Source organism: Mycobacterium intermedium, from assembly GCF_002086275.1.
Classification (GTDB): domain Bacteria; phylum Actinomycetota; class Actinomycetes; order Mycobacteriales; family Mycobacteriaceae; genus Mycobacterium; species Mycobacterium intermedium.
The window spans coordinates 96262-118972 of record NZ_MVHT01000003.1 but is presented as its reverse complement, the minus strand read 5'-3'; the positions used below and the strand labels follow the sequence as shown (position 1 = coordinate 118972).

General features: G+C 65.0%; 24 protein-coding genes and 1 pseudogene. 18 read left to right on the top strand and 7 right to left on the bottom strand.

Translation table 11 applies throughout. The annotated features are described in order from the left end of the window. The first annotated feature begins 42 nt into the window (after positions 1-42). From BST27_RS01935 to BST27_RS01900, 8 genes are all read left to right on the top strand, one after another. The gene (locus BST27_RS01935) at positions 43-648 is read left to right on the top strand and encodes a TetR/AcrR family transcriptional regulator (protein WP_069417805.1); all 606 of its coding nucleotides are present in this window, start codon (positions 43-45) and stop codon (positions 646-648) included. A 352-nt stretch (positions 649-1000) separates the two neighbouring features. Further along, positions 1001-1345: a lsr2/espR transcriptional regulator gene (locus tag BST27_RS01930; RefSeq protein ID WP_079219613.1), complete on the top strand. Its 345-nt coding sequence runs from the start codon at positions 1001-1003 to the stop codon at positions 1343-1345. 6 nt (positions 1346-1351) lie between these two features. After that, positions 1352-1831 (top strand): NADH-quinone oxidoreductase subunit B family protein, encoded by a 480-nt coding sequence (locus tag BST27_RS01925; protein ID WP_069417803.1) that lies wholly within the window; start codon positions 1352-1354, stop codon positions 1829-1831. Then, the gene (locus BST27_RS01920) at positions 1828-3804 is read left to right on the top strand and encodes a proton-conducting transporter transmembrane domain-containing protein (protein ID WP_079219607.1); all 1977 of its coding nucleotides are present in this window, start codon (positions 1828-1830) and stop codon (positions 3802-3804) included. The genes BST27_RS01925 and BST27_RS01920 overlap by 4 nt, the downstream gene beginning before the upstream one ends. A gap of 5 nt (positions 3805-3809) precedes the next feature. After that, the gene (locus tag BST27_RS01915) at positions 3810-4760 is read left to right on the top strand and encodes a respiratory chain complex I subunit 1 family protein (protein WP_069417860.1); all 951 of its coding nucleotides are present in this window, start codon (positions 3810-3812) and stop codon (positions 4758-4760) included. 9 nt (positions 4761-4769) lie between these two features. Continuing rightward, entirely contained in the window at positions 4770-5432 is a 663-nt protein-coding gene (locus BST27_RS01910; protein ID WP_069417802.1) for a hypothetical protein, read from the top strand. After that, positions 5432-6898 (top strand): proton-conducting transporter transmembrane domain-containing protein, encoded by a 1467-nt coding sequence (locus tag BST27_RS01905; RefSeq protein ID WP_069417801.1) that lies wholly within the window; start codon positions 5432-5434, stop codon positions 6896-6898. The genes BST27_RS01910 and BST27_RS01905 overlap by 1 nt, the downstream gene beginning before the upstream one ends. Further along, positions 6895-8373, top strand: coding sequence for a hydrogenase large subunit (locus BST27_RS01900; protein ID WP_069417800.1), 1479 nt, complete (start codon positions 6895-6897; stop codon positions 8371-8373). The genes BST27_RS01905 and BST27_RS01900 overlap by 4 nt, the downstream gene beginning before the upstream one ends. Positions 8374-8386: 13 nt before the next feature. On the opposite strand, the gene BST27_RS01895 is transcribed toward BST27_RS01900, so the two are convergent. Further along, positions 8387-8935, bottom strand: a complete 549-nt coding sequence (locus BST27_RS01895; protein ID WP_069417859.1) for a DUF3558 domain-containing protein — start codon at positions 8933-8935, stop codon at positions 8387-8389. A 20-nt stretch (positions 8936-8955) separates the two neighbouring features. Next, positions 8956-9783, bottom strand: coding sequence for a PaaX family transcriptional regulator C-terminal domain-containing protein (locus BST27_RS01890; RefSeq protein ID WP_069417799.1), 828 nt, complete (start codon positions 9781-9783; stop codon positions 8956-8958). A 57-nt stretch (positions 9784-9840) separates the two neighbouring features. Here BST27_RS01890 and BST27_RS01885 point away from each other — a divergent pair, with 57 nt between their 5' ends. From BST27_RS01885 to BST27_RS01845, 8 genes and pseudogenes are all read left to right on the top strand, one after another. After that, on the top strand, positions 9841-11040 hold the full coding sequence (locus tag BST27_RS01885) for an aromatic ring-hydroxylating oxygenase subunit alpha (protein WP_197518067.1): 1200 nt from the start codon (positions 9841-9843) through the stop codon (positions 11038-11040). 121 nt (positions 11041-11161) lie between these two features. Beyond that, complete coding sequence (locus BST27_RS01880) at positions 11162-11764, top strand: TetR/AcrR family transcriptional regulator (RefSeq protein ID WP_139804973.1); 603 nt, start codon at positions 11162-11164, stop codon at positions 11762-11764. A gap of 197 nt (positions 11765-11961) precedes the next feature. Beyond that, positions 11962-12141: pseudogene (locus BST27_RS33085) on the top strand (cytochrome P450); the annotation flags it as partial. Next, positions 12141-12977: a mycofactocin-coupled SDR family oxidoreductase gene (locus tag BST27_RS01870; protein WP_069417795.1), complete on the top strand. Its 837-nt coding sequence runs from the start codon at positions 12141-12143 to the stop codon at positions 12975-12977. The pseudogene BST27_RS33085 and the gene BST27_RS01870, both read left to right, overlap by 1 nt. Before the next feature lie 30 nt (positions 12978-13007). Then, positions 13008-13979 (top strand): enoyl-CoA hydratase/isomerase family protein, encoded by a 972-nt coding sequence (locus tag BST27_RS01865; protein ID WP_069417794.1) that lies wholly within the window; start codon positions 13008-13010, stop codon positions 13977-13979. A 31-nt stretch (positions 13980-14010) separates the two neighbouring features. Next, positions 14011-14775: an SDR family NAD(P)-dependent oxidoreductase gene (locus tag BST27_RS01860; protein WP_069417793.1), complete on the top strand. Its 765-nt coding sequence runs from the start codon at positions 14011-14013 to the stop codon at positions 14773-14775. A gap of 530 nt (positions 14776-15305) precedes the next feature. Next, positions 15306-15869: a hypothetical protein gene (locus tag BST27_RS01850; protein ID WP_069417791.1), complete on the top strand. Its 564-nt coding sequence runs from the start codon at positions 15306-15308 to the stop codon at positions 15867-15869. A 74-nt stretch (positions 15870-15943) separates the two neighbouring features. Beyond that, a complete protein-coding gene (locus BST27_RS01845; protein WP_139804965.1) occupies positions 15944-16894 on the top strand; it encodes an alpha/beta fold hydrolase in 951 nt (316 codons plus the stop codon). 9 nt (positions 16895-16903) lie between these two features. Here the strand turns inward: BST27_RS01845 and BST27_RS01840 are convergent, their stop codons facing one another. Further along, a complete protein-coding gene (locus tag BST27_RS01840) occupies positions 16904-17719 on the bottom strand; it encodes a polysaccharide deacetylase family protein (protein WP_069417858.1) in 816 nt (271 codons plus the stop codon). A 390-nt stretch (positions 17720-18109) separates the two neighbouring features. Then, complete coding sequence (locus tag BST27_RS01835; RefSeq protein WP_069417789.1) at positions 18110-18664, bottom strand: pyridoxamine 5'-phosphate oxidase family protein; 555 nt, start codon at positions 18662-18664, stop codon at positions 18110-18112. 68 nt (positions 18665-18732) lie between these two features. Between BST27_RS01835 and BST27_RS01830 the strand changes: the two genes are divergently transcribed. Next, entirely contained in the window at positions 18733-19401 is a 669-nt protein-coding gene (locus tag BST27_RS01830; RefSeq protein WP_069417788.1) for a TetR/AcrR family transcriptional regulator, read from the top strand. A 16-nt stretch (positions 19402-19417) separates the two neighbouring features. Here BST27_RS01830 and BST27_RS01825 read toward each other — a convergent pair whose 3' ends face one another. From BST27_RS01825 to BST27_RS01815, 3 genes are all read right to left on the bottom strand, one after another. After that, positions 19418-20164: a cutinase family protein gene (locus BST27_RS01825; RefSeq protein ID WP_069417787.1), complete on the bottom strand. Its 747-nt coding sequence runs from the start codon at positions 20162-20164 to the stop codon at positions 19418-19420. A gap of 84 nt (positions 20165-20248) precedes the next feature. Beyond that, a complete protein-coding gene (locus BST27_RS01820) occupies positions 20249-21241 on the bottom strand; it encodes an LLM class flavin-dependent oxidoreductase (protein WP_069417786.1) in 993 nt (330 codons plus the stop codon). Between the two features lie 12 nt (positions 21242-21253). Beyond that, complete coding sequence (locus tag BST27_RS01815) at positions 21254-21904, bottom strand: TetR/AcrR family transcriptional regulator (protein ID WP_069417785.1); 651 nt, start codon at positions 21902-21904, stop codon at positions 21254-21256. Positions 21905-21998: 94 nt separating this feature from the next. Between BST27_RS01815 and BST27_RS01810 the strand changes: the two genes are divergently transcribed. Then, a complete protein-coding gene (locus BST27_RS01810; protein WP_069417857.1) occupies positions 21999-22634 on the top strand; it encodes a TetR/AcrR family transcriptional regulator in 636 nt (211 codons plus the stop codon). Positions 22635-22711 lie beyond the last annotated feature (77 nt).

The following is a 22711-nucleotide window of genomic DNA, read 5'->3' as shown; positions in this document are numbered from 1 at the left end:
TAATGTTACAAACAATCTGCCGGTAACTTACCAACAGGGTGTATGGAAATCAAGAGGCGTACTCAGGAGGAGCGCTCCGCGGCCACGCGCGAGGCGTTGACAACGGCTGCCCGCAGGCTGTGGGGCCAGCGCGGATATGCCGATGTGGGAACACCGGAGATCGCCAAGGAGGCGGGTGTCACCCGAGGCGCGATGTATCACCAATTCGCCGACAAGGCAGCGCTATTCGGCGCTGTCGTCGAGGCGGTCGAACAGGATGTCATGGGTCGGATGGCCGTCCTGGTGGCCGAGTCGGGTGCCACGACGCCCGCCGACGCGATCCGTGCGGCGGTCGATGCGTGGCTGGAGGTCTCGGGTGATCCGGAGGTGCGCCAGCTGATCTTGTTGGACGCGCCCGCGGTGCTCGGGTGGGCTGCTTTTCGAGACGTCGCTCAGCGTTACAGCCTCGGCATGACCGAACAGTTGATCGGCGAGGCCATCAAGGCGGGTCAGTTGGCTCGTCAACCCGTGCGTCCGTTGGCCCAGGTCTTGATCGGGGCGCTCGACGAGGCCGCGATGTACATCGCCACCGCCGAGGATCCCAAGCGCGCCCGCAAGGAGACAAGGCAAGTGTTGCGCCGGCTGATCGACGGCATGCTGAACGGGTAGCGGGAGCGGTCATCGCGGCGTCGCCGCCCCGCTTTTTTCGCTTTAGCCGGCGAGATTGCGGCCATGGTTGTGGTTGGTGCCCAGAGCGCGGCCGTCACGGCAATCTCGGCGAGCGCGTGCCGGCGAGATTGCGGCCATGGTTGCGGTTGGTGCCTAGAGCGCGGCCGTCACGGCAATCTCGGCGAGCGCGTGCCGGCGAGATTGCGGCCATGGTTGTGGTTGGTGCCCAGAGCGCAGCCATCACGGCAATCTCGGCGAGCGCGTGCCGGCGACGACGTGCCCGCGGCCTTACTATCTGATAAATTCTTCAATTGTTCGAATCATGAACTAGCGAAGTATTCAGGAGATGCGGTTGGATTCAGCGCCGATGTACAAGCTCAAGGCCGAGTTCTTCAGGACACTGGGGCACCCGGCGCGGATCCGGATCTTGGAGCTGCTGGTCGAGCGCGATCGCTCGGTCGCCGAGCTGCTGACGTCTGACGTCGGGCTCGAATCGTCGAACCTGTCCCAACAGCTAGGCGTACTGCGGCGGGCGGGTGTTGTCGTCGCGCGACGCGAAGGCAATTCGGTCATCTATTCGATCGCGTCGCCGGATATCGCCGAGCTGCTGGCGGTGGCGCGCACGGTCTTGGCGCGGGTGCTCAGCGATCGGGTCGCGGTGCTGGACGACCTGCGCGCCAGCGGGAGGAAGAAGTAGTACGTCATGGGTTGGCTCGCGAAGATCTTCCGCGTTGGGCGGGTCGTCGAACCGGCAGGCAACGCGCCATCCCCGGCGGGAGAACCCCCGACGGGGGTGCGGGGTTCGCTGCAGATCCGCCACGTTGACGCGGGCTCCTGCAATGGGTGCGAGGTGGAGATCTCGGGTGCGTTCGGACCCGTGTACGACGCGGAGCGGTTCGGTGCGCGGCTGGTCGCCTCGCCGCGGCACGCCGATGCGCTGCTGGTGACCGGGGTGGTGACACACAATATGGCCGGCCCGCTGAAGAACACTGTCGAGGCGACGCCGTGTCCGCGGGTGGTGATCGCGTGCGGAGATTGCGCGCTGAACCGAGGGGTCTTCGCGGACGCATACGGCGTCGCCGGGGCAGTTGGCGAGCTGGTGCCCGTCGACGTCGAGATCCCAGGATGCCCGCCGACACCCGCAGACATCGTGGCGGCGCTACGGTCGGTGACGGGACGATGACGACCACCACACCGGCGTCGGTCGCAGCAACGCCAAATCTATTGCCCCGCGGTAACTTCGGTCCGGTCATCAGTGGCGCCGCCACATCGATTGTGGGTGCCCTCGGGGTGGGCTTGGGTCTGCTGGGCGTGTTCGGATCGCCCCGCGTGGTGCACGTGGGCTGGTTGCTTCCGCTGTCCGGACTGCAGATCAAACTTGACCCGCTGGGTGGGTTCTTCATGACCATCACGGGTGCGGTGGCGGTTCCGGTCGGCTGCTACGTGGTCGGGTACGCGCGCCGCGAACACTTGGGCCCAGTCCCGTTGGGTGTCTTGCCGTTGTTCGTCGCCGCCATGCTGCTGGTGCCGGCCGGGGGCTCGGTGACGACCTTCCTGCTCGCGTGGGAATTGATGGCGATCGCGTCGCTGATCCTGGTGCTGTCCGAGCACACGCGCCCGCAGGTGCGTTCGGCCGGACTGCTGTACGCGGTGATGACCCAGCTCGGCTTCGTCGCCATTTTGATCGGGCTGATGGTGTTGGCCGCGGCCGGCGGAGCGGACCGTTTCGACGAGCTCGGCAGCGTCTCGGGCGAGACCCGCGCCGCCGTGTTTGTGCTGACCCTGATCGGGTTCGGATCCAAGGCGGGCCTGGTTCCGTTGCACGCCTGGCTGCCACGCGCCCATCCGGAAGCCCCCAGTCCGGTATCGGCGCTGATGAGCGCGGCGATGGTCAACCTCGGCAGCTACGGGATCGTCCGCGTCGATGTGCAGCTGCTCGGGCCGGGGCCACGCTGGTGGGCGCTTACCCTGCTGGCCGTCGGTGGCGTGTCCGCGCTGTACGGGGTGTTGCAGGCCTCGGTTGCCACCGACCTCAAGCGCCTCCTGGCCTACTCGACGACCGAGAACATGGGCCTGATCACGCTGGCGCTAGGTGCGGCAATGCTTTTCGTAAATGTCGGGGCGGTTGCACCCGCACTGGTCGCCGCCGCGGCTGCGGTACTGCACCTGATGGCGCACGCGGCGTTCAAGAGCCTTGGATTCCTGGCGGCCGGGTCGGTGCTCACCGCGACCGGGCTGCGGGATCTCGACCTGCTGGGAGGGTTGGCTCGCCGGATGCCGGCGACCACCGTCTTCTTCGGTGTGGCCGCGCTCGGCGCGTGTGGGCTGCCATTGGGCGCCGGCTTCGTCAGCGAGTGGCTGCTGATACAAGCGTTGGTCCACGCGGCACCCGGGCAGGACCCGATGGTGGCGCTGACGACGCCGCTGGCGGTCGGAGTGGTCGCGCTCGCGACGGGGCTGAGCGTGGCGGCGATGGTCAAAGCGTTCGGGATTGGGTTTCTTGCGCGCCCGCGGTCCAGCCAGGCCGACGACGCGCGCGAGGCGCCGGCCAGCATGCGCGCGGGCATGACCATCGTGGCTGCCGCATGTCTGGTGTTGGCGGTGGCACCGCTGGCCGTTGCGCCGGTCATGCGGCGGGTCCTGGCAGTGTTGCCGATCGCGAGGGCCATGGAGTTCACCGATTTCGGTGCGGTGGTGCGCCTTCCGGGGTTGTCCGGGTCGGTGGCACCGGCCGTGATCTGCGCCGGTGTGGTTGGCGCGGCGGTGGTGGCGGCCGGCCTCACCCGGTGGCGCTCCCGCCGACGCCCTCCGCCGGTCAGATTGCCGTTATGGGCTTGCGGCGCAGATGAACTCACCGCACGCATGCAATACACGGCAACCTCGTTCGCCGAACCGCTGCAGCGTGTGTTCGACGATGTGCTGCGCCCCGACACCGACATCGAAGTCACCCACTCGGCCGAGTCCCGCTATTTTGCCCACAAGATCACCTACCGTTCGACGGTCAACGACGCGATCGAACAGCGGCTCTATACGCCGGTGGCGCGGTGGGTGGGCGCGGTGGCCGGGTTGATGCGTCGCGCTCACACCGGCAGCGTGCATGCCTACCTGGCCTACGGCGCGTTAGGTGTGCTGATCATCCTGGTGGTGTCCAGATGAACGTGATGTCTTACGTAGCGGGGGCGGTCCAGCTCGGCGCGGTCGTGATCGGGGCACCGCTGGTTGTCGGTGCCACCCGTCAGGTGCGGGCCCGCTGGGAGGGCCGAGCCGGTGGCGGGCTGCTACAGCCATGGCGCGATCTGATCAAACAGCTTGGCAAGCAACAGATCACACCGTCTGGAACGACGATCATCTTTGCCGCGGCGCCGGCGATTATCGCCGGGACAACGTTGCTGATCGCCGCGATCGCACCGCTCGTCGCCACCGGGTCGCCTTTGGACGCCAGCGCCGACCTGTTCGCAGTGGTCGGGCTGCTGTTCCTGGGTACCGTCGCGTTGACGTTGGCCGGTATTGATACCGGCACCTCGTTCGGCGGCATGGGTGCGAGCCGGGAGATCACTATCGCCGCGCTCGTGGAACCGACGATCCTGCTCGCGGTGTTCGCCCTGTCCATCCCGGCGGGATCGGCCAATCTCGGTGCGTTGGTAGAGAGTACGATCGAGCACCCGGGCCACGTCGTGTCCCTCGCCGGTGTCCTCGCATTCGGGGCTTTGGTCATCGTCATCGTTGCCGAAACCGGCCGGCTGCCCGTGGACAATCCGGCGACTCACCTGGAATTGACCATGGTGCACGAGGCGATGGTCCTCGAATATGCCGGACCGCGGCTGGCGCTGGTGGAGTGGGCTGCCGGGATGCGGCTCACCGTCCTGCTGGCATTGTTGGCGAATCTGTTCCTGCCGTGGGGGATTGCCGGTTCCCAACCCACCGCCTTGGAGGTATTGATCGGTCTGGCGGCGGTGGTGACCAAGGTGGGGATTCTCGCGGTGTTGCTTGCGACATTCGAGGTGTTCGTCGCCAAGCTGCGATTGTTTCGAGTGCCCGAACTGCTAGCCGGCTCGTTTCTGTTGTCTTTGCTTGCGGTGACCGCCGCCAACTTCTTCACCGTTCAGACCTAAGGCTCGCCAATGACCGACGCCAACTTCTCGATTCTGCTCGACTTTGCCGCCGGGGGCCTCGTGCTTGCCGCGGCAATGATCGTCTGGCGACGCGATTTACGCGCGATCGTGCGACTGCTGGCCTGGCAGGGTGTGGCGGTCGCGGCGATCCCGTTGCTGCGCGGCATCCACGATCACGATCGTGCGCTCTTGGTGGTGGGCGTGGCTGTGTTTGTCCTACGGGTGGCGGTGTTGCCGGCCCTGCTGTCCCGCGCGGTGGGCGCCGAGCCGGCCGCGTACCGGGAGGCCACCCCGTTGGTGAATACGACCAGTTCGCTGCTGATAGCCGGCGGACTGGTGGTCGCCGCTTTCGCGATCACTCGGCCGATCGTCAATCTGCATCCCGGTGTCACGATCAACGCGGTACCTGCTGCCTTTGCGGTGGTGCTGATCGCGCTGTTCGTGTTGACCACGCGGCGCCACGCGGTTTCGCAGGCCGCCGGTTTCCTGCTGTTGGACAACGGGATTGCTGCCACTGCGTTTCTATTGACCGCCGGGGTGCCGATGATCGTCGAACTCGGCGCTTCGTTGGATGTGTTGTTCGCCATCATCGTGATCGGTGTCCTCACCGGCCGGTTGCGCCGCACCTTCGGCGATGCCGACCTGGACAAGTTGCAGGAATTGCGGGACTGATGACCGTTCTGCTACTCATCGCGATCCTCGCTCCCGTCGCCGCGTCCGTCGCCAGTCTCGTCGCCGGGTGGCGGCGGACCACCGCGATATTGACCGTGCTCTCTGCGGCGACCGTGCTGGCGTGCGCCGCGGGGCTTGGGTTTCACGTCGGGGCCGGGGTCCAGTTGGCGCTGGGCGGACTGCTGCGCGCCGACGCGCTCACGGTGATCATGCTCATCGTCATCGGAATCGTTGGCACGCTGGCCACTTGGGCAAGCATCGGGTACATCGACAACGAACTGGCGCACGGCCACGCCGAACGGCGTGATGCCCACCTGTATGGCGTCCTGACGCCGGCGTTCTTGGCGGCGATGGTCATCGCGGTGTGCGCCAACAATATTGGGGTGATATGGGTGGCGATCGAGGCCACCACGGTGATCACCGCGTTCCTGGTGGGCCATCGCCGCACCCGCACCGCACTGGAGGCCACCTGGAAATATGTGGTGATCTGCTCGGTCGGCATCGCCGTCGCGTTCCTGGGCACCGTGCTCCTGTACTTCGCCGCCCGGTGCGCCGACGCGCCCGCTGCGCACGCGCTGAACCTCGACGTCCTCGCCGCGCACGCCGCCAGCCTCGACCCGGCGGTCACGCGGTTGGCCGGCGGTCTGCTGCTCATCGGTTACGGCGCCAAGGCGGGTCTCTTCCCGTTCCACACTTGGCTGGCGGACGCGCACAGCCAAGCCCCCGCGCCGGTGTCCGCATTGATGAGCGGCGTGCTGTTGGCGGTGGCGTTCTCGGTGCTGATCCGGCTGCGGCCCATCGTCGACGCCGCCACGGGACCCACCTTCCTGCGCACCGGGTTGCTGGTGGTCGGGCTGGCGACGCTGCTCATCGCGGCGCTCATGCTCACCGTCACCGGCGACGTCAAGCGAATGCTGGCCTACTCGTCGATGGAGAACATGGGCCTGATCGCGGTCGCCGCCGCTGCCGGTACCAGGCTGGCGATCGCCGCGCTGCTGCTGCACGTGCTCGCCCACGGCATCGGCAAGACCGTGCTCTTCCTGGCCGGCGGTCAACTGCAGGCCGCGCACGACTCCACCGCCATCGCCGACATCAACGGCGTCGCGCGAAGATCGCGACTGATCAGCGTGTCGTTCGCCACCGGCCTGGTCGTCTTACTCGGACTGCCCCCATTCGCCATGTTCGCCAGCGAGTTGGCGATCGCGCGCTCCCTGGCGAACGCGGGGCTGGCCTGGGCACTGGGGGTGGCGATGCTACTGGTCGCTATCGCATTCACCGCTTTGGCGCGCAATTCCGGACGCATGTTGCTGGGCGCACCGGTCGCGGGCGCGCCGTCGATCACTGTGCCGGTCACCGTTGCGGCAGCCCTGATCGTCGGCATTGTCGCGTCGGCAGCGCTCGGCGTGACGGCCGGCCCACTCACCGACTTGTTCACCGTTGCTGCTAGCAGTGGGGCCGGGCGATGAACCGACAGCGGATCAGACACCGCGTGTCCGCGCAGCAGGGGCTCGTCGAGATGGCCGAGCGGCTCCTGGCTGATGCGTTCCGACTGGCTCTGGTCGCCGCACACGATGACGGCGACAGGCTACGCGTTGTGTACCTGTTCCTGGCGGGCCGGCCCGACCGCAGAATCGAGTTGGAATGCCTTCTGCCCTTAGATGATCCGGTGCTGCGTTCGCTGGCTTATCTATCGTTTCCGGCCGGCCGATTCGAGCGTGAGATGGCTGACCTGTACGGAATTCGTCCGGTCGGCCATCCAAAGCTCCGACGGCTGGTTCGCCATGCGCATTGGCCCGATTGGCATCCCATGCGTGCTGATGCGGGTCCGGCGCCGGAATTCGGCGCTAGCGGAGCCTTTCCGTTTCTGACCGTGGGAGGACCCGGGGTATACGAGATCCCGGTCGGTCCCGTGCATGCCGGCCTCATCGAACCAGGTCACTTCCGCTTCTCGGTGGCCGGCGAGACCGTCCTCCGGCTCAAGGCCCGACTGTGGTACCTGCACCGCGGTATCGAACGGCTCTTCCACGGCAGAACAGCAACGGATGCAACCGATCTGGCCGAACGCATCAGTGGCGACACGTCCGCCGGCCACGCCCTCGCCCACAGCCTGGCGGTCGAAGATGCCCTGGGGATCGAGCTGCCCGACGAGGTCCACCGGCTACGCGCGCTGGTCGTCGAGCTCGAACGGCTCTACAACCACGCGGCGGATCTGGGTGCGCTCGCCAACGATGTGGGCTACTCCCTCGCCAACGCACATGCCCAGCGGATTCGCGAGAAGTTGTTGCGGCTCAATGCCGCCGTCACCGGGGACCGGTTGCTGCGCGGTGCCATCCGTCCGGGTGGGGTTATCCTGCGCAGCCTCCCCGACGTCGGCGAACTGCGCGCGCTCGCCGCCGACATCGACGAGGTCACCACCCTGACGCTGGCCAACAGCGTGGTCTACGACCGGTTTTCCGGTACCGCCGTCTTACACCACGATGACGCCTGCGCGCTCGGGTGCCTGGGGTATGTGGCCCGCGCCAGTGGCTTGCGCACCGATGCTCGAGTCGACCATCCCACCACCGACCTTCCCGTGACCGAGGTCGGCTCCTCCGAAGGCGATGTCCTCGCCCGCTACACCGTGCGGCGCGAGGAGGTCGCCGCGTCCGCCGATCTTATCCGGGAGATCGTCGAATCACACGCCGGTCCAACGGAATACGACGCAACGGTTGAATCGGTGGATACCCCCAGCAGTGGCGTCGGCATAGTCGAAGGCTGGCGCGGAACCATTGTCCACCGAGTGGAAATCGACGCCGGTAACCTGATCACCCGGGCCAAGATCGTGGACCCCTCCTGGTTCAACTGGCCTGCCCTGCCCGTTGCGATGGCCGACACGATTGTCCCTGACTTTCCACTGGCCAATAAGAGCTTCAACCAGTCCTACGCAGGCAACGACCTGTAGGTGAGCCTGTGCGCTACTTCACGGCCGCGATCGTCTGCCGGGAAAGCTCCGTGACGATGTCGCACGGATTGGGGAACGGCTTCCTGATGAATTGCACCGACCACTCGAAGAAGTCGTCGTTGAACTGGATTCCGACGTCGCAGAGCCGGTCACCGAGTCTGACGTCACGCGCGATCGCGATGAAACCGGCGTGTCCGTCGATGGTGATGTCCTCGACGTGGCTGCGCGACAGCTCTTCGTTCTTGCGCTCGCGTCCAATCGGGCTGCCGCGATACCAGCTGAACGAGAACCACGGCCCGCTGATGCTGCCGTTGACCAACCACTGACAACCCACTGAGTTGCGTGCCGTAGCGACCACCCCGGAAATTCCGGTCAACCTGCTGATGGTCTCATCGGTGACGCCGCCGCATTCCGGGAACGAGGGGCCGTGCTTCGCGGCGGGTTTGGTCGACGTCGTACTGGCGTCGGTCGGCGGAGCGCCACCCGAGGTGTCGGTGTCACACGCGGCAACCAGTGGCATGTACAGCGCGGCCAGGAGCAGCGCAGCAAAGGCTTTGCGGATTACCGGCTTAGCAGTCGCGATCATCGGACTCTAGGCCGAAACGCATCGTTGATTCGGCGTTCGAAGGCCTTGTCGAGACGACGGTAGGTGCTGCGCAGTATCCGGCCGGGCCACGTGTCAGGAAGAAGCTCCGGGGGCAGCAACGGATCGAGTTGAAGATGCCTGGTGACGGCGATCAAAAGCATGAACTCGTAGGTGAAACTCTCGCTAGAAGCCGTGTTGTTGGCATCGAGGGCAGCCTGCATCGCTTCGATCAGCGCTGTGGCGTCCTCCATCCATCCATCCAGGGCAAACAGTGGCCGCATCCGACTGGCGGTGATATCCGTTGCCGCACTGTGAAAGTGGGTGCACTGCCGGTCCAATACCGCGCGAGCGCTCGGCAATCGTTGCGGGTCAAGGTTATCCGGACGGATCCAGACACCCTCGCGGAGTTCGGCCAGGTGCAGTGCCGTCGCGGCCTTTCTCAGCTCGAGACGGTCGGCCGCTGACCGGCGATCCAGCGAGACGACCGCAATTTCCCAGGTGCCGTCCCAATCCGAGGTGGCGTCCAGTCGGGCCGCCTCGTCAACCCGCCGCCGACGTTCCGCTAAGTGGCCGGCGAGCGCGTAGGTCCCTCCATCGCTGGTCAGTTCGCCGTTGGAAACCATCCGCCACAGGCAGGTGCGGGCCGCGCCCTCGCTGATGCCGAACAGCGAAGCGATCCCGACGAGCTCCGCCACGGTCAGCCGGGCCTGATCGGCACCCAACAGCGCCGAAGCCAGCACGGAGCGCGCACTGAGCGGACGGCTGCCGATCAGTGCGCTCACCCGGGACTCGGGTACTGCGGGCACGCGTCCATTCTCACCCATCCTGCGCATATCACTAAATGATTGACGCGTGACTTGTACAGCGTGATACTGGTTCTCATGGGTACGCCAACGGCGTCGTTGGTGGTCGACGATGTGGAGATCGCGCGTCGGGTCCTCGCGCATATTGATGCTGGCACCACCGACGAAGGTGACGTGTGGCGGGAGCCTGTCGAAAACTATGTGAACCCGAACCGATTCGATGCCGAAGTGCGGCTGTTGCGTGCAATGCCAAGCGTTTTCGTGCCGTCGGTGACGATTCCCAATCCCGGTGACCACGTGCAGCGCTCGGCGTTTGGCGTGCCGCTCTTCGCGGTGCGTGGCCGCGACAATCGGGCGCGGGTATTCCGCAACGCTTGCCGGCATCGCGGCTTTGCGCTGGTTGAGGGCGCGGCCTGCTCTCACGCTTTGGTCTGCCGCTACCACGGCTGGACCTATCGGTTGGACGGATCGCTCGCGCATGTGCCCCATGCGGAGGCGTTTCCCGACCTGGACATGCCGTCACGCGGTTTGGCGGAGGTCGAGAGCCGCGAGGTGGACGGCCTGATCGTGATCGGCGCACTCGATGGCCGCCGGTCCACTGGTTCCCAAGAATTGGCTTGGCTGACGGACGGAACGCCCTGGCGTGACAAAGTCCTGCCCGCGAATCAGCTGATCTACGTGGATACCGTCATCCGACCGATGAATTGGAAGGTTCTCATCGAGCAGTTCTTAGAGGGTTATCACATCCGCTCGACCCACAAGAACAGCTTCTACCCCCTGCAATACGACGACCTCAACGTGGTCGAAAAGTTCGGGCCGAACAGCCGAATCGCCTACCCGTACCGCAACATTGAAAGACTGCGCGCCCGACCGGAGTCGGACTGGAACATCGATGCTCGGGTGACCTTCCTGTATCAGTTGTTCCCAAACGTCATGCTGGCGACTTTTCCGGACCTGATGCTGACGGTTGTGATCGACCCCATCGACATCGAGCACACTACGGTTACCACCTATGCCATGGCCAAGTCCGATCTCGCCGACCGGGAGTCCCGCGATCCCGGGCCCGGCAACCCGGCTGGCGCCGCGAGTTTCATTGCGCAAGGTGCTGCGGAGGACAACGAGATGTCGGAAGGCGTGCAACGTGGGCTGCACTCCGGCGCAAACGAATTCGTGGAGTTCGGCCGTCACGAGAGCGCCATCGGGCACTGGCACGCCACGTTCGACGAACGGTTGGCACGGTTGGGGGCCGGACTATCGGGAGAGGGCGATCGACGGTAGCCAGAAGAACACTACGAATGTAGAGTGACCCTTTGTGGCTCGCAATGCTCCCGCCGCACCGAAGAGGCGAAAGCCCAACCCCGTGGAGCGCCGTCGCGAACTGTGCGATGCGGCGATTCAGCTGTTGGCGGTTGACGGCGCAAAAGGATTGAGCCATTTGAAGGTTGACCGGAAAGCCGGCGTGGCGGACGGTACGACGTCATTCTATTTCCGGACCCGCTCGGCATTGCTCCGCGGAGTCGCCGAGCGACTGGCCGAGCTGGATTTGGCGAATCTGCAATCCATCGTCGACGGTGCCGGGATTAAGCCTTCGTCGCCGTCGCAGTTGTCGGTCATGGTGATTCAATCCGGCATGGAGCCACAGTTGTCGCTCACCAAGGCCCGATACGAATTGACGATGCAGGCCACCCGGGATCCGGCATTGGCCGCAATTCTGCAGCAAAGCACTGACGCCTTCACCAAGCTCCATCGCGACATTCTGGTGCGGCTCATGCCACGTGGCGATGAACTGGAGCCGGCCGTCGTCGAAGACCTGAGCAATATCACCCTGACGTTCATCAACGGGCTGTTGCTGCGGTTCGCGCATGGCGACCGGATCATCACCAGCCCGGAGCAACTCGACGCCATCCTGGCGGCGCTGGCCAGCGGCATTTTGAAGGCTTCGAAAGCGGGACGGCTGACCGACACCAGCGCCGCGCGGGTCTTGCCTGACCACTCTCTATAAGAATAGAGTGTGCGCACAGCAGGAGGGATTTCGTGACGGCGAGCACCGACAGCCGGGTCCATTTCGATCCGTACGATGTGGCCCTCATCGCCGACCCGTACCCGACGTTCCAGCGCCTGCGTGACGAGGCGCCGCTGTCCCACCGCCCCGAGTACGACTCCTACGCGGTCGGTCGGTTCGCCGTCCGGCCGTACCCCACCTTCGATGTCGGAACCCACTCCTATCTGGGCTCGGCACTGGCTCGCCTGAAAGGACGCATCGCCTTGGAAGAGACGCTCAAGCGGTTCCCCGAATCGGAGACCGACCTGGCCAGAGCAATACTCAGCCCCACTTCGACTGTGCGCGGTGCGGAATCCGTGCCTACGGTGGTGCTCTGATGGCGGGCCGCGTCGAGGGCAAAGTCGCACTCATCAGCGGTGCCGCGCGTGGTCAGGGCCGCAGTCACGCGGTGCGCCTGGCACAGGAGGGTGCCGACATCATCGCGGTCGACATCTGTGGTCCCATCGAGAATTTGGCGTATCCGCACGCCACCCCGGACGACCTCGCCGAGACCGCCGATCTGGTGAAGGGACTGGGCCGCCGCATCGTGACCGCAGAAGTCGACGTGCGCGACTTCGACGCACTGAAGTCCGCGGTGGACGGCGGAGTTGAGGAACTCGGTCGCCTCGACATCATTGTGGCGAACGCCGGCATCGGCACCTTCGGCAACAAGCTGCACAAGATCCCGGAAAGCATCTGGCAGGACATGATTGACGTCAACCTCACCGGCGTCTGGAAGACGGTGAAATCCGGTGTGCCGCATATTATCGCCGCTGGTCGCGGTGGGTCGATCGTGCTCACCGGATCGGTCGGGTCACACAAGGCGCTGGCGTTCACCGGCCACTACATCGCGGCCAAACACGGCGTGCTGGGCATCATGCGCAGCTTCGCTGTCGAGCTGGGTCAGCACATGATCCGGGTGAATTCGGTACATCCCAGCCAAGTCAACACCCCGATGACGATGAATGAAGTGACGTTCAAGCTGTTTCGACCCGACCTGGAAAACCCGGGTCCCGAGGATTTCGCCCCCTTCTCACAGATGACGCACACGTTGCCGATCCCGTGGGTCGAGGCGATCGACATCAGTAACGCGGTGCTGTTCCTGGCTTCTGACGAATCTCGTTACATCACAGGGGTTTCACTGCCTGTCGATGCGGGTGCATTGCTCAAGTAAGACTTACCCGGAAGAAGTGGGAGAGACCGCATGCCTGAGTACGACTACGAAGAGCTGAAGAAGGAAGCCGAGCAGTACATCAAGTTCAAGAAGGACGTCGAGAACAAGATCGCCTACATCACCTTCGACCGTCCCGAGGCGCAGAACTCCACGACGTTGGGGATGCGGCAGCACTATGCCGACCTGATTCACAAGTGCAACGTGGACGACGACGTCAAAGTCGTGGTAATCCGCGGTGCGGGAGAGGATTTCGGTAGCGGCGGGGACCTGCCCGAACAGCGAGGGATGCTGGAGAATCCGGGCATGCCGTTGCTGCACGAACTGGCGATCAACGACGACAACGTCAAGTACCCGCCCGGTGGTTCGTACCGCTACCTGTCCACCGTCACGGACTTTTATGCCAAGGCGCGCGCGGGAAACCGTCCGCTGCAGGAACTTCGGAAGATCAGCATCATCGAAGCCAAGGGCTACTGCTACGGCTGGCACTTCTACCAGGCCGGCGACGCCGACCTGGTGATTTCCTCCGACGATGCGCTGTTCGGACATCCGGCGTTCCGTTACGTGGGGTGGGGGCCGCGGCTGTGGTGGTGGGCCGAGACCATGGGCCTGCGCAAGTTCTCCGAAATGCTGTTCACCGGGCGGCCATTCACCGCCAAAGAGATGTACGAATGCGGATTCCTCAACAGCGTGGTGCCGCGGGAGAAGCTGGAAGAAGAGACACTGAAGTACGCGATGGCATGTTCGCGTTCGCGTCCGACGGACACGGTCGCGGTCCAAAAGACCTTCCTCGAGCTGTACAAGCAGCACAAGGGCGAGTACTTCGGCAGCTTGCTCACCGGCATGGTCGAGGGGATGCTGCCGTTGATCGCCAACGACCAGGCCGACGAAGTCGACCTCACCGAGGGCACCTTCGGCAAGGGACTCAACAACGTGGTGAAGGACAACGATATGAACTTCCCGCCGGAGTGGCGGCTCAGCCGGTCGGGACGCAAGAAGCCCTGAACCTGTTCGGGTCGCGAACCGGAGCCTGCGCATGACGCCGCTCCTGGCACACACCGTGGCGTTGGTGACCGGTGCCAGCAGTGGTATTGGAGCCGCGACGGCCAAGGCACTGGCCGCCCACGGCGCCGCGGTAGCGCTGCTTGCGCGCAGGGCGGAGCGGCTGCGCGATCTGCAGACGCACATTGAATCCGAGGGTGGGACAGCGCTTGTCGTGCCCGCCGATGTGACCGACGCCGGCCAGGTGTCCGCGGCTGTCCAGCACGCGGTCGCCGAGTTGGGCCGCCTCGACATTGTGGTGAACAACGCGGGGTTGATGCGGATGGGATTGGCCACCGAGGCCCCGCTTCAGGAATGGGACGAACTGGTGTCGGTCAACGTGAACGGCGTTCTCTATGTCACCCGCGCCGCGCTTCCGCATCTGGTTGCCGCGGCTGCCAATTCGCCGCGAGGCGTGGCCGATCTCGTCACCATCAGCTCGACCGCCGGTTGGGTCGCCCGGCCGGGCACGGCGGTCTACTCGTTGACCAAATTCGGCGTCAACGCTTTCAGCGAGGCCATCCGACAAGAGGTCCTCGGCAAGCGGGTCCGGGTCGGGATCGTCGGCCCGGGAACGGTGGACACCGAAATCTTCGATCACTTGGCGGAATCGTCCCGGCAAGCCGTCGAGCGGCAAACCGCCGACATGACCAAGCTGCGCCCGGAAGACATCGCCGATGCAGTGCTCTACATGGTCACCCGCGACCGCAGGGTCGCAATCAATCAGATGCTGGTCCGCGCGGCCGAGCAGACTTGGTGATAGTTGGCGCACAACATAATTGAGTGCATCATCGGTGACCGAGGGCCGACGGCAACTATCGGGCGCCGCGAAAGCTGCGGTTCGGTCTCCCACGTAACCGATGCCCGAGAGGCTAAGGTCCACTCGTCTTTGGTCGCCTCTGCAACGGGAAGTCGGGCATGTCGCAGTACGACGAAGCGAGCGCGCGGTTGGCTGCGCTCGTTGATGCGCAGGTAGCGCGCGAGCAAGGACGCCCCCCGGTCGGCGGCATAGGTCGTCTGAATGATGAGCAGCTGGCAGACGAGATCCGGGATGCTTATGAGGCGTTGTGCCTGTACACATCGGAGGGCAACAGGCTGGTACAGTCCCTGCGCATTCTCAGCCAAAGGCACTATGCGAATCCTTACGCGGACCCCGGATCCCATCACTCAGCGATGATGCAGACCATCCGGCTCCACGCGAGGGCGGGTCGGTCCAGATGGCGCCGGCGCAGGATGTGGCGGACGCGCGGGGTTGTCGGACCCTTGCACTACAAGGCGCGTAGGAACGCCGTGGGGATCTTGTGGGCAATCACGTTGTTCTTCGGCTTTCCGCTGATCCTGATGGCCGCGACCGGCTTCAGGATCGGCCATCCCGGGGACGCTGAAGCCTTCTTGAAGGCCGTTCTCATCCCATTGATGTTGCTCTTGGTGGCCTACCTGCATGCCACGGTCAAGGAACTGCTGGCGGTGCAACGCTGCGAGGTAAACCACGACGGCACCATCACCCTGATTCGCTACGACCGTCGAATTCCCTTCGATGTGAAGCACTATCGCTACGTTCGGATGTATCGCTGGGTATGGGGTGCGCCCAAGTACCAGACCGTGCCCGGCATGCTCATCTTGCGGCGGGACTCACCGCTGACTTTCTGGGCTGCGCTGAGCACCCACATCTATCCGCGTTTCAACGACGAACGCGTCATCGTGTTCCTGCAGACCTGGCGGACCTCAGACGGTACCCGCATCTCGCCCGACGCCATGGCAGAGCTGTTCTGCCAAGCCTGCATACGTGGAGGCCGCACGCCGCTGAAGGTCGAATACGGTACCTCCGGTTGGGAACTCGAAGACGACTATTGATTGCAGCCGGCCCGCCGCATGCTGTTTGAGCGCATCCGCGGCTACTCGCGGTAGAAGCAGTGCACAATGACGCGATGCGCGCAGCTTGCGTCAGTTGCCGGTTCCTACTCGCCGTCATCGTCGTATTGGCCCTGGTGGGTTGCGGTCGCGACCAGCCGCGGGGTGGCCATGCGGCGGGGGCGGGTGACTTCGCAGGGCCTGTGGACATCGGCGACGGCCGCCACCTTTACCTCGAGTGCCGCGGGCAAGGGAGCCCGACGATCCTGCTGGAATCCGGCTACCACGACTCGTCCGACCCCTGGGTCCAGTCCAATGCGTCCGCGCCCGCCGTCGGTCCCGCGGTGCTCGCTGCCCTTGCCGACGGTCACCGCGTCTGCGCGTACGACCGCCCCGGCACCGTGCGCCACTCAGAGCCGCCCAGCATCAGCGACCGCAGTACACCCGTCACGATGCCGCGTACCGCCCGCGACGTGGTGAGCGACCTCCACAAATTGCTCGGTGCCGCGCATGTTGCAGGCCCGTACATTCTGGTCGGGCATTCGCTGGGAGGCGTGTTTGCCCGGCTCTACGCTCAGACCCACCCCGACGACGTACGCGCAATCCTGTTTGTCGATGCGTTCTCCGTCGACATGCCGGCGTTGATGGGCTCCGAATGGCCCACGTACAAGGAGTCGCTGGACACTCCGTCGCCGCAGCTCAAAGACACCGCCTCGTTCGAGATGATCGACATCGAGCAAAGCGTCGGCCAAGTGGCCACCGCGCCCGCGTTGCCTCCCGTCCCGATCATGGTGCTGACCAAGGGCGATCCTTTCGTGCCCCCGTCGTCCGTGCCGCCCGAGAAGGCGGAGTTTTCCGAGAAGCTGGAACAGGCCTGGCTGCAAGGCCAATCGGAGCTCGTTGGGCTCCGGCCGCAGACGCCCCAGGTCGTTGCGGCCGGCAGCGATCATTACGTCCAGATCCATCAACCTGACTTGGTGGTGGCCGGCGTCGAACTCTTGCTGCGTCGAATCGCCGGCAACCGATGAGGTGCCCGACTAAGGGGTTTTGAGGAAGACGTCGTTGAGCGTGACGGTGCGAAGGTTCCGCTCGCGGATGATCTCGACGAGTTGCGGATAGACATGGGTGACCGGTTTGTGATTGAGGTGCCCGATCACGATCGCCTGTGGGGTGAAATATTGGTCGGCCATCTTGACGATGTATTCCTCGGTGATCAGCGTGGAATCCGACAACGATCCGGACCACAACACCGGGACGGTGTAGCCGAATTCGGCCGCGACGGCGTCAACGTCGGCATTGTGCTTTGCATACGGGGGGCGCCAATAGGGCTTCGCGCCAACGCCGTAGGTCTTCTTGAGGAAGTCGTCGTTGCGCTTGAGTTGTTGCGCTATCTCGTTTTTCGGCAGCGCCGTCAGATCCGGATGGGACCAGGTGTGGTTGCCCAACTGGATCTGGCCGGACTCGACCAGCGGACGCAGCGCTGCCTGGTTTTCGGTCCAGGAGTCATAGACTCCGTTGACGAAGAAGGTCAGCCGGATGCCGGTGTCCTTGGCGAATTGGGTGTAGGCGCCGACGACTTCGCTGCTGACACCGTCGTCCACGGTCAGCGCGAGCAGGTCACCGTCGCCGGGGATCTGGCTCAATGCCCCACCGCCGGGCAGTCGGATGCGCGCGGTTGGCGGTGGCGGTGGCAGCAGGCGCGCCGCGCCCGGTCTCGCCGGAAGGGCTTCGCCGGCCTCGGCCGTGGGCGTCTGGGCGAAAGTACGTTGCTGCGGGTCGACGATGCACCGGGCCGCGCCCACCGCCAGCACCGTGCCGGCTGCGAGCGACCCCAGGAAACGGCGCCGGTTCAGATCTGACATTTGCGGGCGGCCATTCCGGTGCGCCACAACTTAGACGCACCCGGCAGCGGGGCACCTAAGGCAACTAACGACGCAACCACAGCAGCGAACCGTACCAGCGGCAGGGCCGAATTTCCGGGTACGCGGCGGGAGGGTCGGCGTCCATTCGCCAACGGTGATCGACTTGTGACCTAAGTCAGTGACAAGCCTGCTTGAGGCGTGCGTTGATTCTGCACTTTGGGCGGTGTCTACTCGCACTTTGTCGCCCTGGATGCAGAGTCAAAATTCGACGGTGTCCGGCGTGCGTTGATTCTGCGCTGAGGGCGGTGTCTACTCGCACTTTGTCGCCCAGGGCGCAAAGTCAGGACTCGACGCGGGCCCGGTGAGAGTCGACAAGACGCCTTACAGCGGATCGGGAGCATCCCAGGCGACCACCCCGGACACCCAATGGCTGAGTTCCTGTACCTCGTCGTTGCGGTGCAGGTGGCGGGGCGGTGTCGCGAACGTCGCATAGGGCCTGCAGCGGATCACCAGGCGGTTCTCGCGCTCGCACATCGCTTCGACGCTGGGTCGGGCCTCGTCGCCGAGCGGCTGCCCGGACATCCGACCGGCGACCGCCATCATGACGTCGACTGCCAAGGCGCGGTCGGTGTCGACGGTGGCATCGGCGTACACCTGCAGATAGGTAAACGGCCATCGCTCGTCGAGAACGCACAGGCTGACCTTCCCATCGCGCCGAACCACGCGGGCCTTGCCGCGTCCGGCCATGGTCGACACCAGCAGCTCGTCGTCGTCGGTGGGGATGTAGTAGACGACGGACATCGAGGGGCCGTCGTGCCGACGACGGTAGCCGAACACGCACGTGCGGTGGGTGCGGACGAATTCTCGGCGCTCAGAGGGGAGCATGTCGCGGTCGGTGGGAGCCGTATACGGCTCGGCGGCCAGGGGCATCAGCATGGCAAAGCGTCCTCGCAACAAGGGGCGTTGACCCCGGGACTATTAATGGATACAGTGTGGCCATAAATATGCAAGACGTCAACCAACCGACCTCCGGCCGTCCCCGGGGTCGTCCGCCGATGCTCCCGGACCGCATCGTCGCTGCGGCCCTTGAACTGGTCGATGACCAGGGCGCGGATGCACTGTCGATGCGATCGTTGGCGCAGCGCCTCGGATCGGGGACGGCCACGCTTTATCGACATTTCGCCAGCCGCGAGGAGGTGGTGGCGATGGTGGTCGACCGGATGCTCGGCGAGGTCGACCTGGATGCCACCGCGGTGGCCGCTCTGCCCTGGCAGCAGGCCTGTGCATCGTTCGCGGAGAAGATGTTCGATGCCCTGAGCCGACACGGCAATGTCGCGCCGTTGTTGGTCGGGCATGTCCCGGTGGGACCCCATGCGACGGCTCTTCGCGAACTGATGTTGTCGGTCCTGCTCGATCACGGCTTCCCGACCGCGACCGCAGCCCGCGTGTACGCCACCCTGTCGCGCTACGTGCTGGGCTTCGCGATCCAGCGCGCAGGCGAGTCCCACGAGGCCGAGGCTGCCTCGGTTTTCCGCGACCTCGACCCCGCAGACTTACCCGCCACGGCAGCCGTGGCCGGCGACTTGCCCGTTCCGTTGGAAGAGGAGTTCGCGTTCGGATTGCGGCTGATCGTGGCCGGGTTGGAGCGCGGGTCGTCAGGCATGGATTCCTGACGACCCGCGGAACCGGCTATTCGCCGAAGTTCAGGCCGGGCGGTGCTGGAGCCGGAGCGGGGACGCCAGGAGCCGTGTTGATACGACTCGCGGCGAACGCCGCACCCTGGTCGATCATGGCGCCGTCGTCGGCGTAGGTGTTGTGTGCGGCGAAGTTCATCCCCTCTGAGCACACCGGGTCATCGGTGGCGCAGATCTTGATGGTCTTCGCTTGGTACAGGGGGCCGATCGCCACCGGTGGCTGGCCGAGGAATTCCATCGCCCGCACGTTGGGCAAGCCGAACAGGACGACCGAGGACACGTGGTCGGCGATAGCGGGATCCAGCGGCTTCGGAACGCTTGCAGGGTCGATCCCGGCCGGGACGGCGGCCGAGGTGACGAATCCCATGACGGCCGCGCCCTGGGAGAAGCCGCCGAGCACCATGTTGGTCTTGGGGCAGGCTCCTGCCATGGACACGATGTGCGCCCCCGCGTCTCTAATCCCGTCGACGCCGGTGGCCCACTCCTCGCTGGCCGGGTAGTTGACCGCGTATACGCCCATCGACTTTGCGCCGATGCGTGGGCGTAGCGAGTCGACGAATGCCTGACCCGTGGGTCCAGGTCCGGGCGCCTCGCCCGTGCCGCGCGCGAACACGACTTCGACGTCGGGGCACGGCTCGGCGGAGGCAGTCGGGACAGCGGACCCATTGAGAACGGAGGTGCCCAGACAGGTGGTCGCTACCGCTGCAGGGACTATGAATCGAACGACGTGGCGTGCACTCATGCCGCAATTGTGCCCACCAAGACGCCTTCCAAAACCACGATATTTGGCCAATTCTGGGCGTGCTCAAAGACAGCCTGAAGCCAGCTAAGCGCTCGTCCGGGAGACGTGCGGCAGAACGTCGTCGACCAGCAACTGCAGACTGGCCCAACCATCTTCGATCGGGAGCCCCCCGACCAGCGGATTCACCACGACTTCTGTTCTCCCGCTGCGAATCTGGTCAATTAGTTGCGCCGGTGTAAGGATCTCGACACTGTTGAGTCGGCGCAGTTCGGCAACCGATGTCGCGGGCGTCTCGTTCGGCCGGGGCACCCCGGTGCGCCGCCACGCGCTGTATTCGGCGACCTCAGTCATGATGAACTCGCCGTAACGAGACCAGGCTTCGTCGGGATCGTCGTGCAGCAACGTGACAGTACTGCCATTTTCGGGGTGGTAGGCAAAGCCGGTCTTACCCTCCCTGAGCAATTCCTGCTCGTATATCGCCACCAAGTCGGGCATCGGCATCGGTGGCGAGAAAGGCAGTCCGAAGCGTGCCGCTCGCCGGGCCGCCGCTGCGGTCATCCCGCCCACGAAAACGATCGGATGTGGACGTGTGTGCGGTTTCGGAGTTACGTCGACGAGCTTGCCTTGATACTCGAACGGTTCGTCACGCCATGCCTGGAGTAGTACTGACAGGCAGTGGTCCATCAGGGCGCCGCGACGTGACCAGTCCTTTCCGGCTGCGTGGTATTCCTCAGGCCGGTAACCCATCCCGGCGACAAAGCTGAAGCGGCCCTGGGTGATGTTGTCCAGCACGGCGACATCTTCGGCGAGCCGGATCGGGTCGTAGAGCGGAACGATCAAGGCGTTGATGCTGATTCGCACCGTGCGGGTTCTTCCAGCGACTGCTGCGGCCAGGATCAGGGGCGACGGTAGCCATCCCGTGGCCGCCAGGTGGTGTTCCTCCGCGCTGACGGCGGTGAAGCCGCTCCGGTCCGCATACTCCGCCATCTCCAGCGCGGCCTGGTAGCGGTCCCCATGACGCGCCTTCGGGTCGGCGATGTTGGTCATGTTCAGGCGTAACGCGGTGAGCAGGCCCATTTCTGACGGTCGTCAGGCCTGGCTGTGGGTGGGTGCGAACAGCGTTCCCCGGATGAGGCTCTTGGCCGAGTCCAGGGTGGCGTCATAGGCGTCCGGCGAGAGACTGGCGGCCCGTTCGGACAGGCCGCGGGTCAGCGCACAAATCGCATCCACCGTCGCGGCCGCGTTGGATTCCGGGGACAGCACGCCCTGCGCCTGTGCATCGCCGATGATCTCGGTGACAACGTCGCGCAGCGCTCTGGACCCCGGATACTGAGGGCCACCGCGGGGGAGCTGGGCGGCGCTCTCGGCGCGGAGCGCACGCAAGAACGCTGCCAGGTCGGGAAACTCACGTCGCAACCGCTTCGACTCGTCCAGCACCGCATCGAGCCGGTCCAGGACGTCGTCGGACTTTGCCGCAGCGGCGCGGAGCCGCGGCAGAACGACTTCCTCGATCTCTTCGCCGGTCGCTCTGAGCAGCTCCGATTTGTTCGGAAAGTAGTGGTACAGGCTGCCGCTGGTCATGTCGGCTGCCTTGGCGATCTCGCGGATCGTTGCTTGGGCGTAGCCGACCTCGCCAACACAGCGCATGGCGGCGGCAAGGATCCGCCGACGGGTCTCCTCACCGCTGGCACCCACCGGCCGGCCCAGGTGAGCCCCTGATACAGATGGCGCGACGGCCACTAGGCTCACCCCTCAGCGGACAACCGAAGTAATCGATCAATCGAATATATTCGACGGCAACGGTGCCTATGTCGAAAGGGTGGACACGACCACCATGACCCCTTCCCGCCTGGGCCGCCCAGTGGGTGCCAGTGGCGAGGGCACTCGCATGCGGATCATCTTCGCGGCCATGAAATGTGTGGCTGAAGTCGGCTACGCCCGGGCGACCATCCGCGAGATCGCGCGGATGGCGAATGTGACCAGCGCGAGCCTTTACAACTACTTTTCGAACAAGTCGGAATTGATCAAGGCGACGGTCGTGGCCAGGGCCGAATTCGCGATGCCCCTGCTGCGTGAGGCCGCGGAGGGCCCTGGGGACGTCGTCAGTCGGATCGAAGCGGTGCTTGACGAATGTGCGCGCTTGGTGCGCAGGTACCCCGACCTGGCCGCATTCGAGTGGGCGATCCGAGCGAACCAGGGCATGATCCTGGACGTGCCGGACACGGCCGGGCAACTAGGGTCGGAGGCCGGATTTACCACGTTTCGTCAACTCATCCAGGGAATAGTCGACGAGGCGGACCGGGCGGGCGAGCTGAGCCCTGGGGCAGACCCGGCGGCTGTCGTGGAGATGATCTATGCGCTCGTCTTCGGCCTGACGGAACTGGCGGCGACGTCGCCCGTGGACGATTACCTCGCCGCCGTCGACGCGGCAAAGGTCATGGTCAGGGGCGCATTGCTCGAAACGGCGTGAGGTTCAGCCCGACTGCCACCCCTTGAATTGATCAGACGATCACTTATATGGTCGATGTCTCGGAGAGTGGAGTCGAG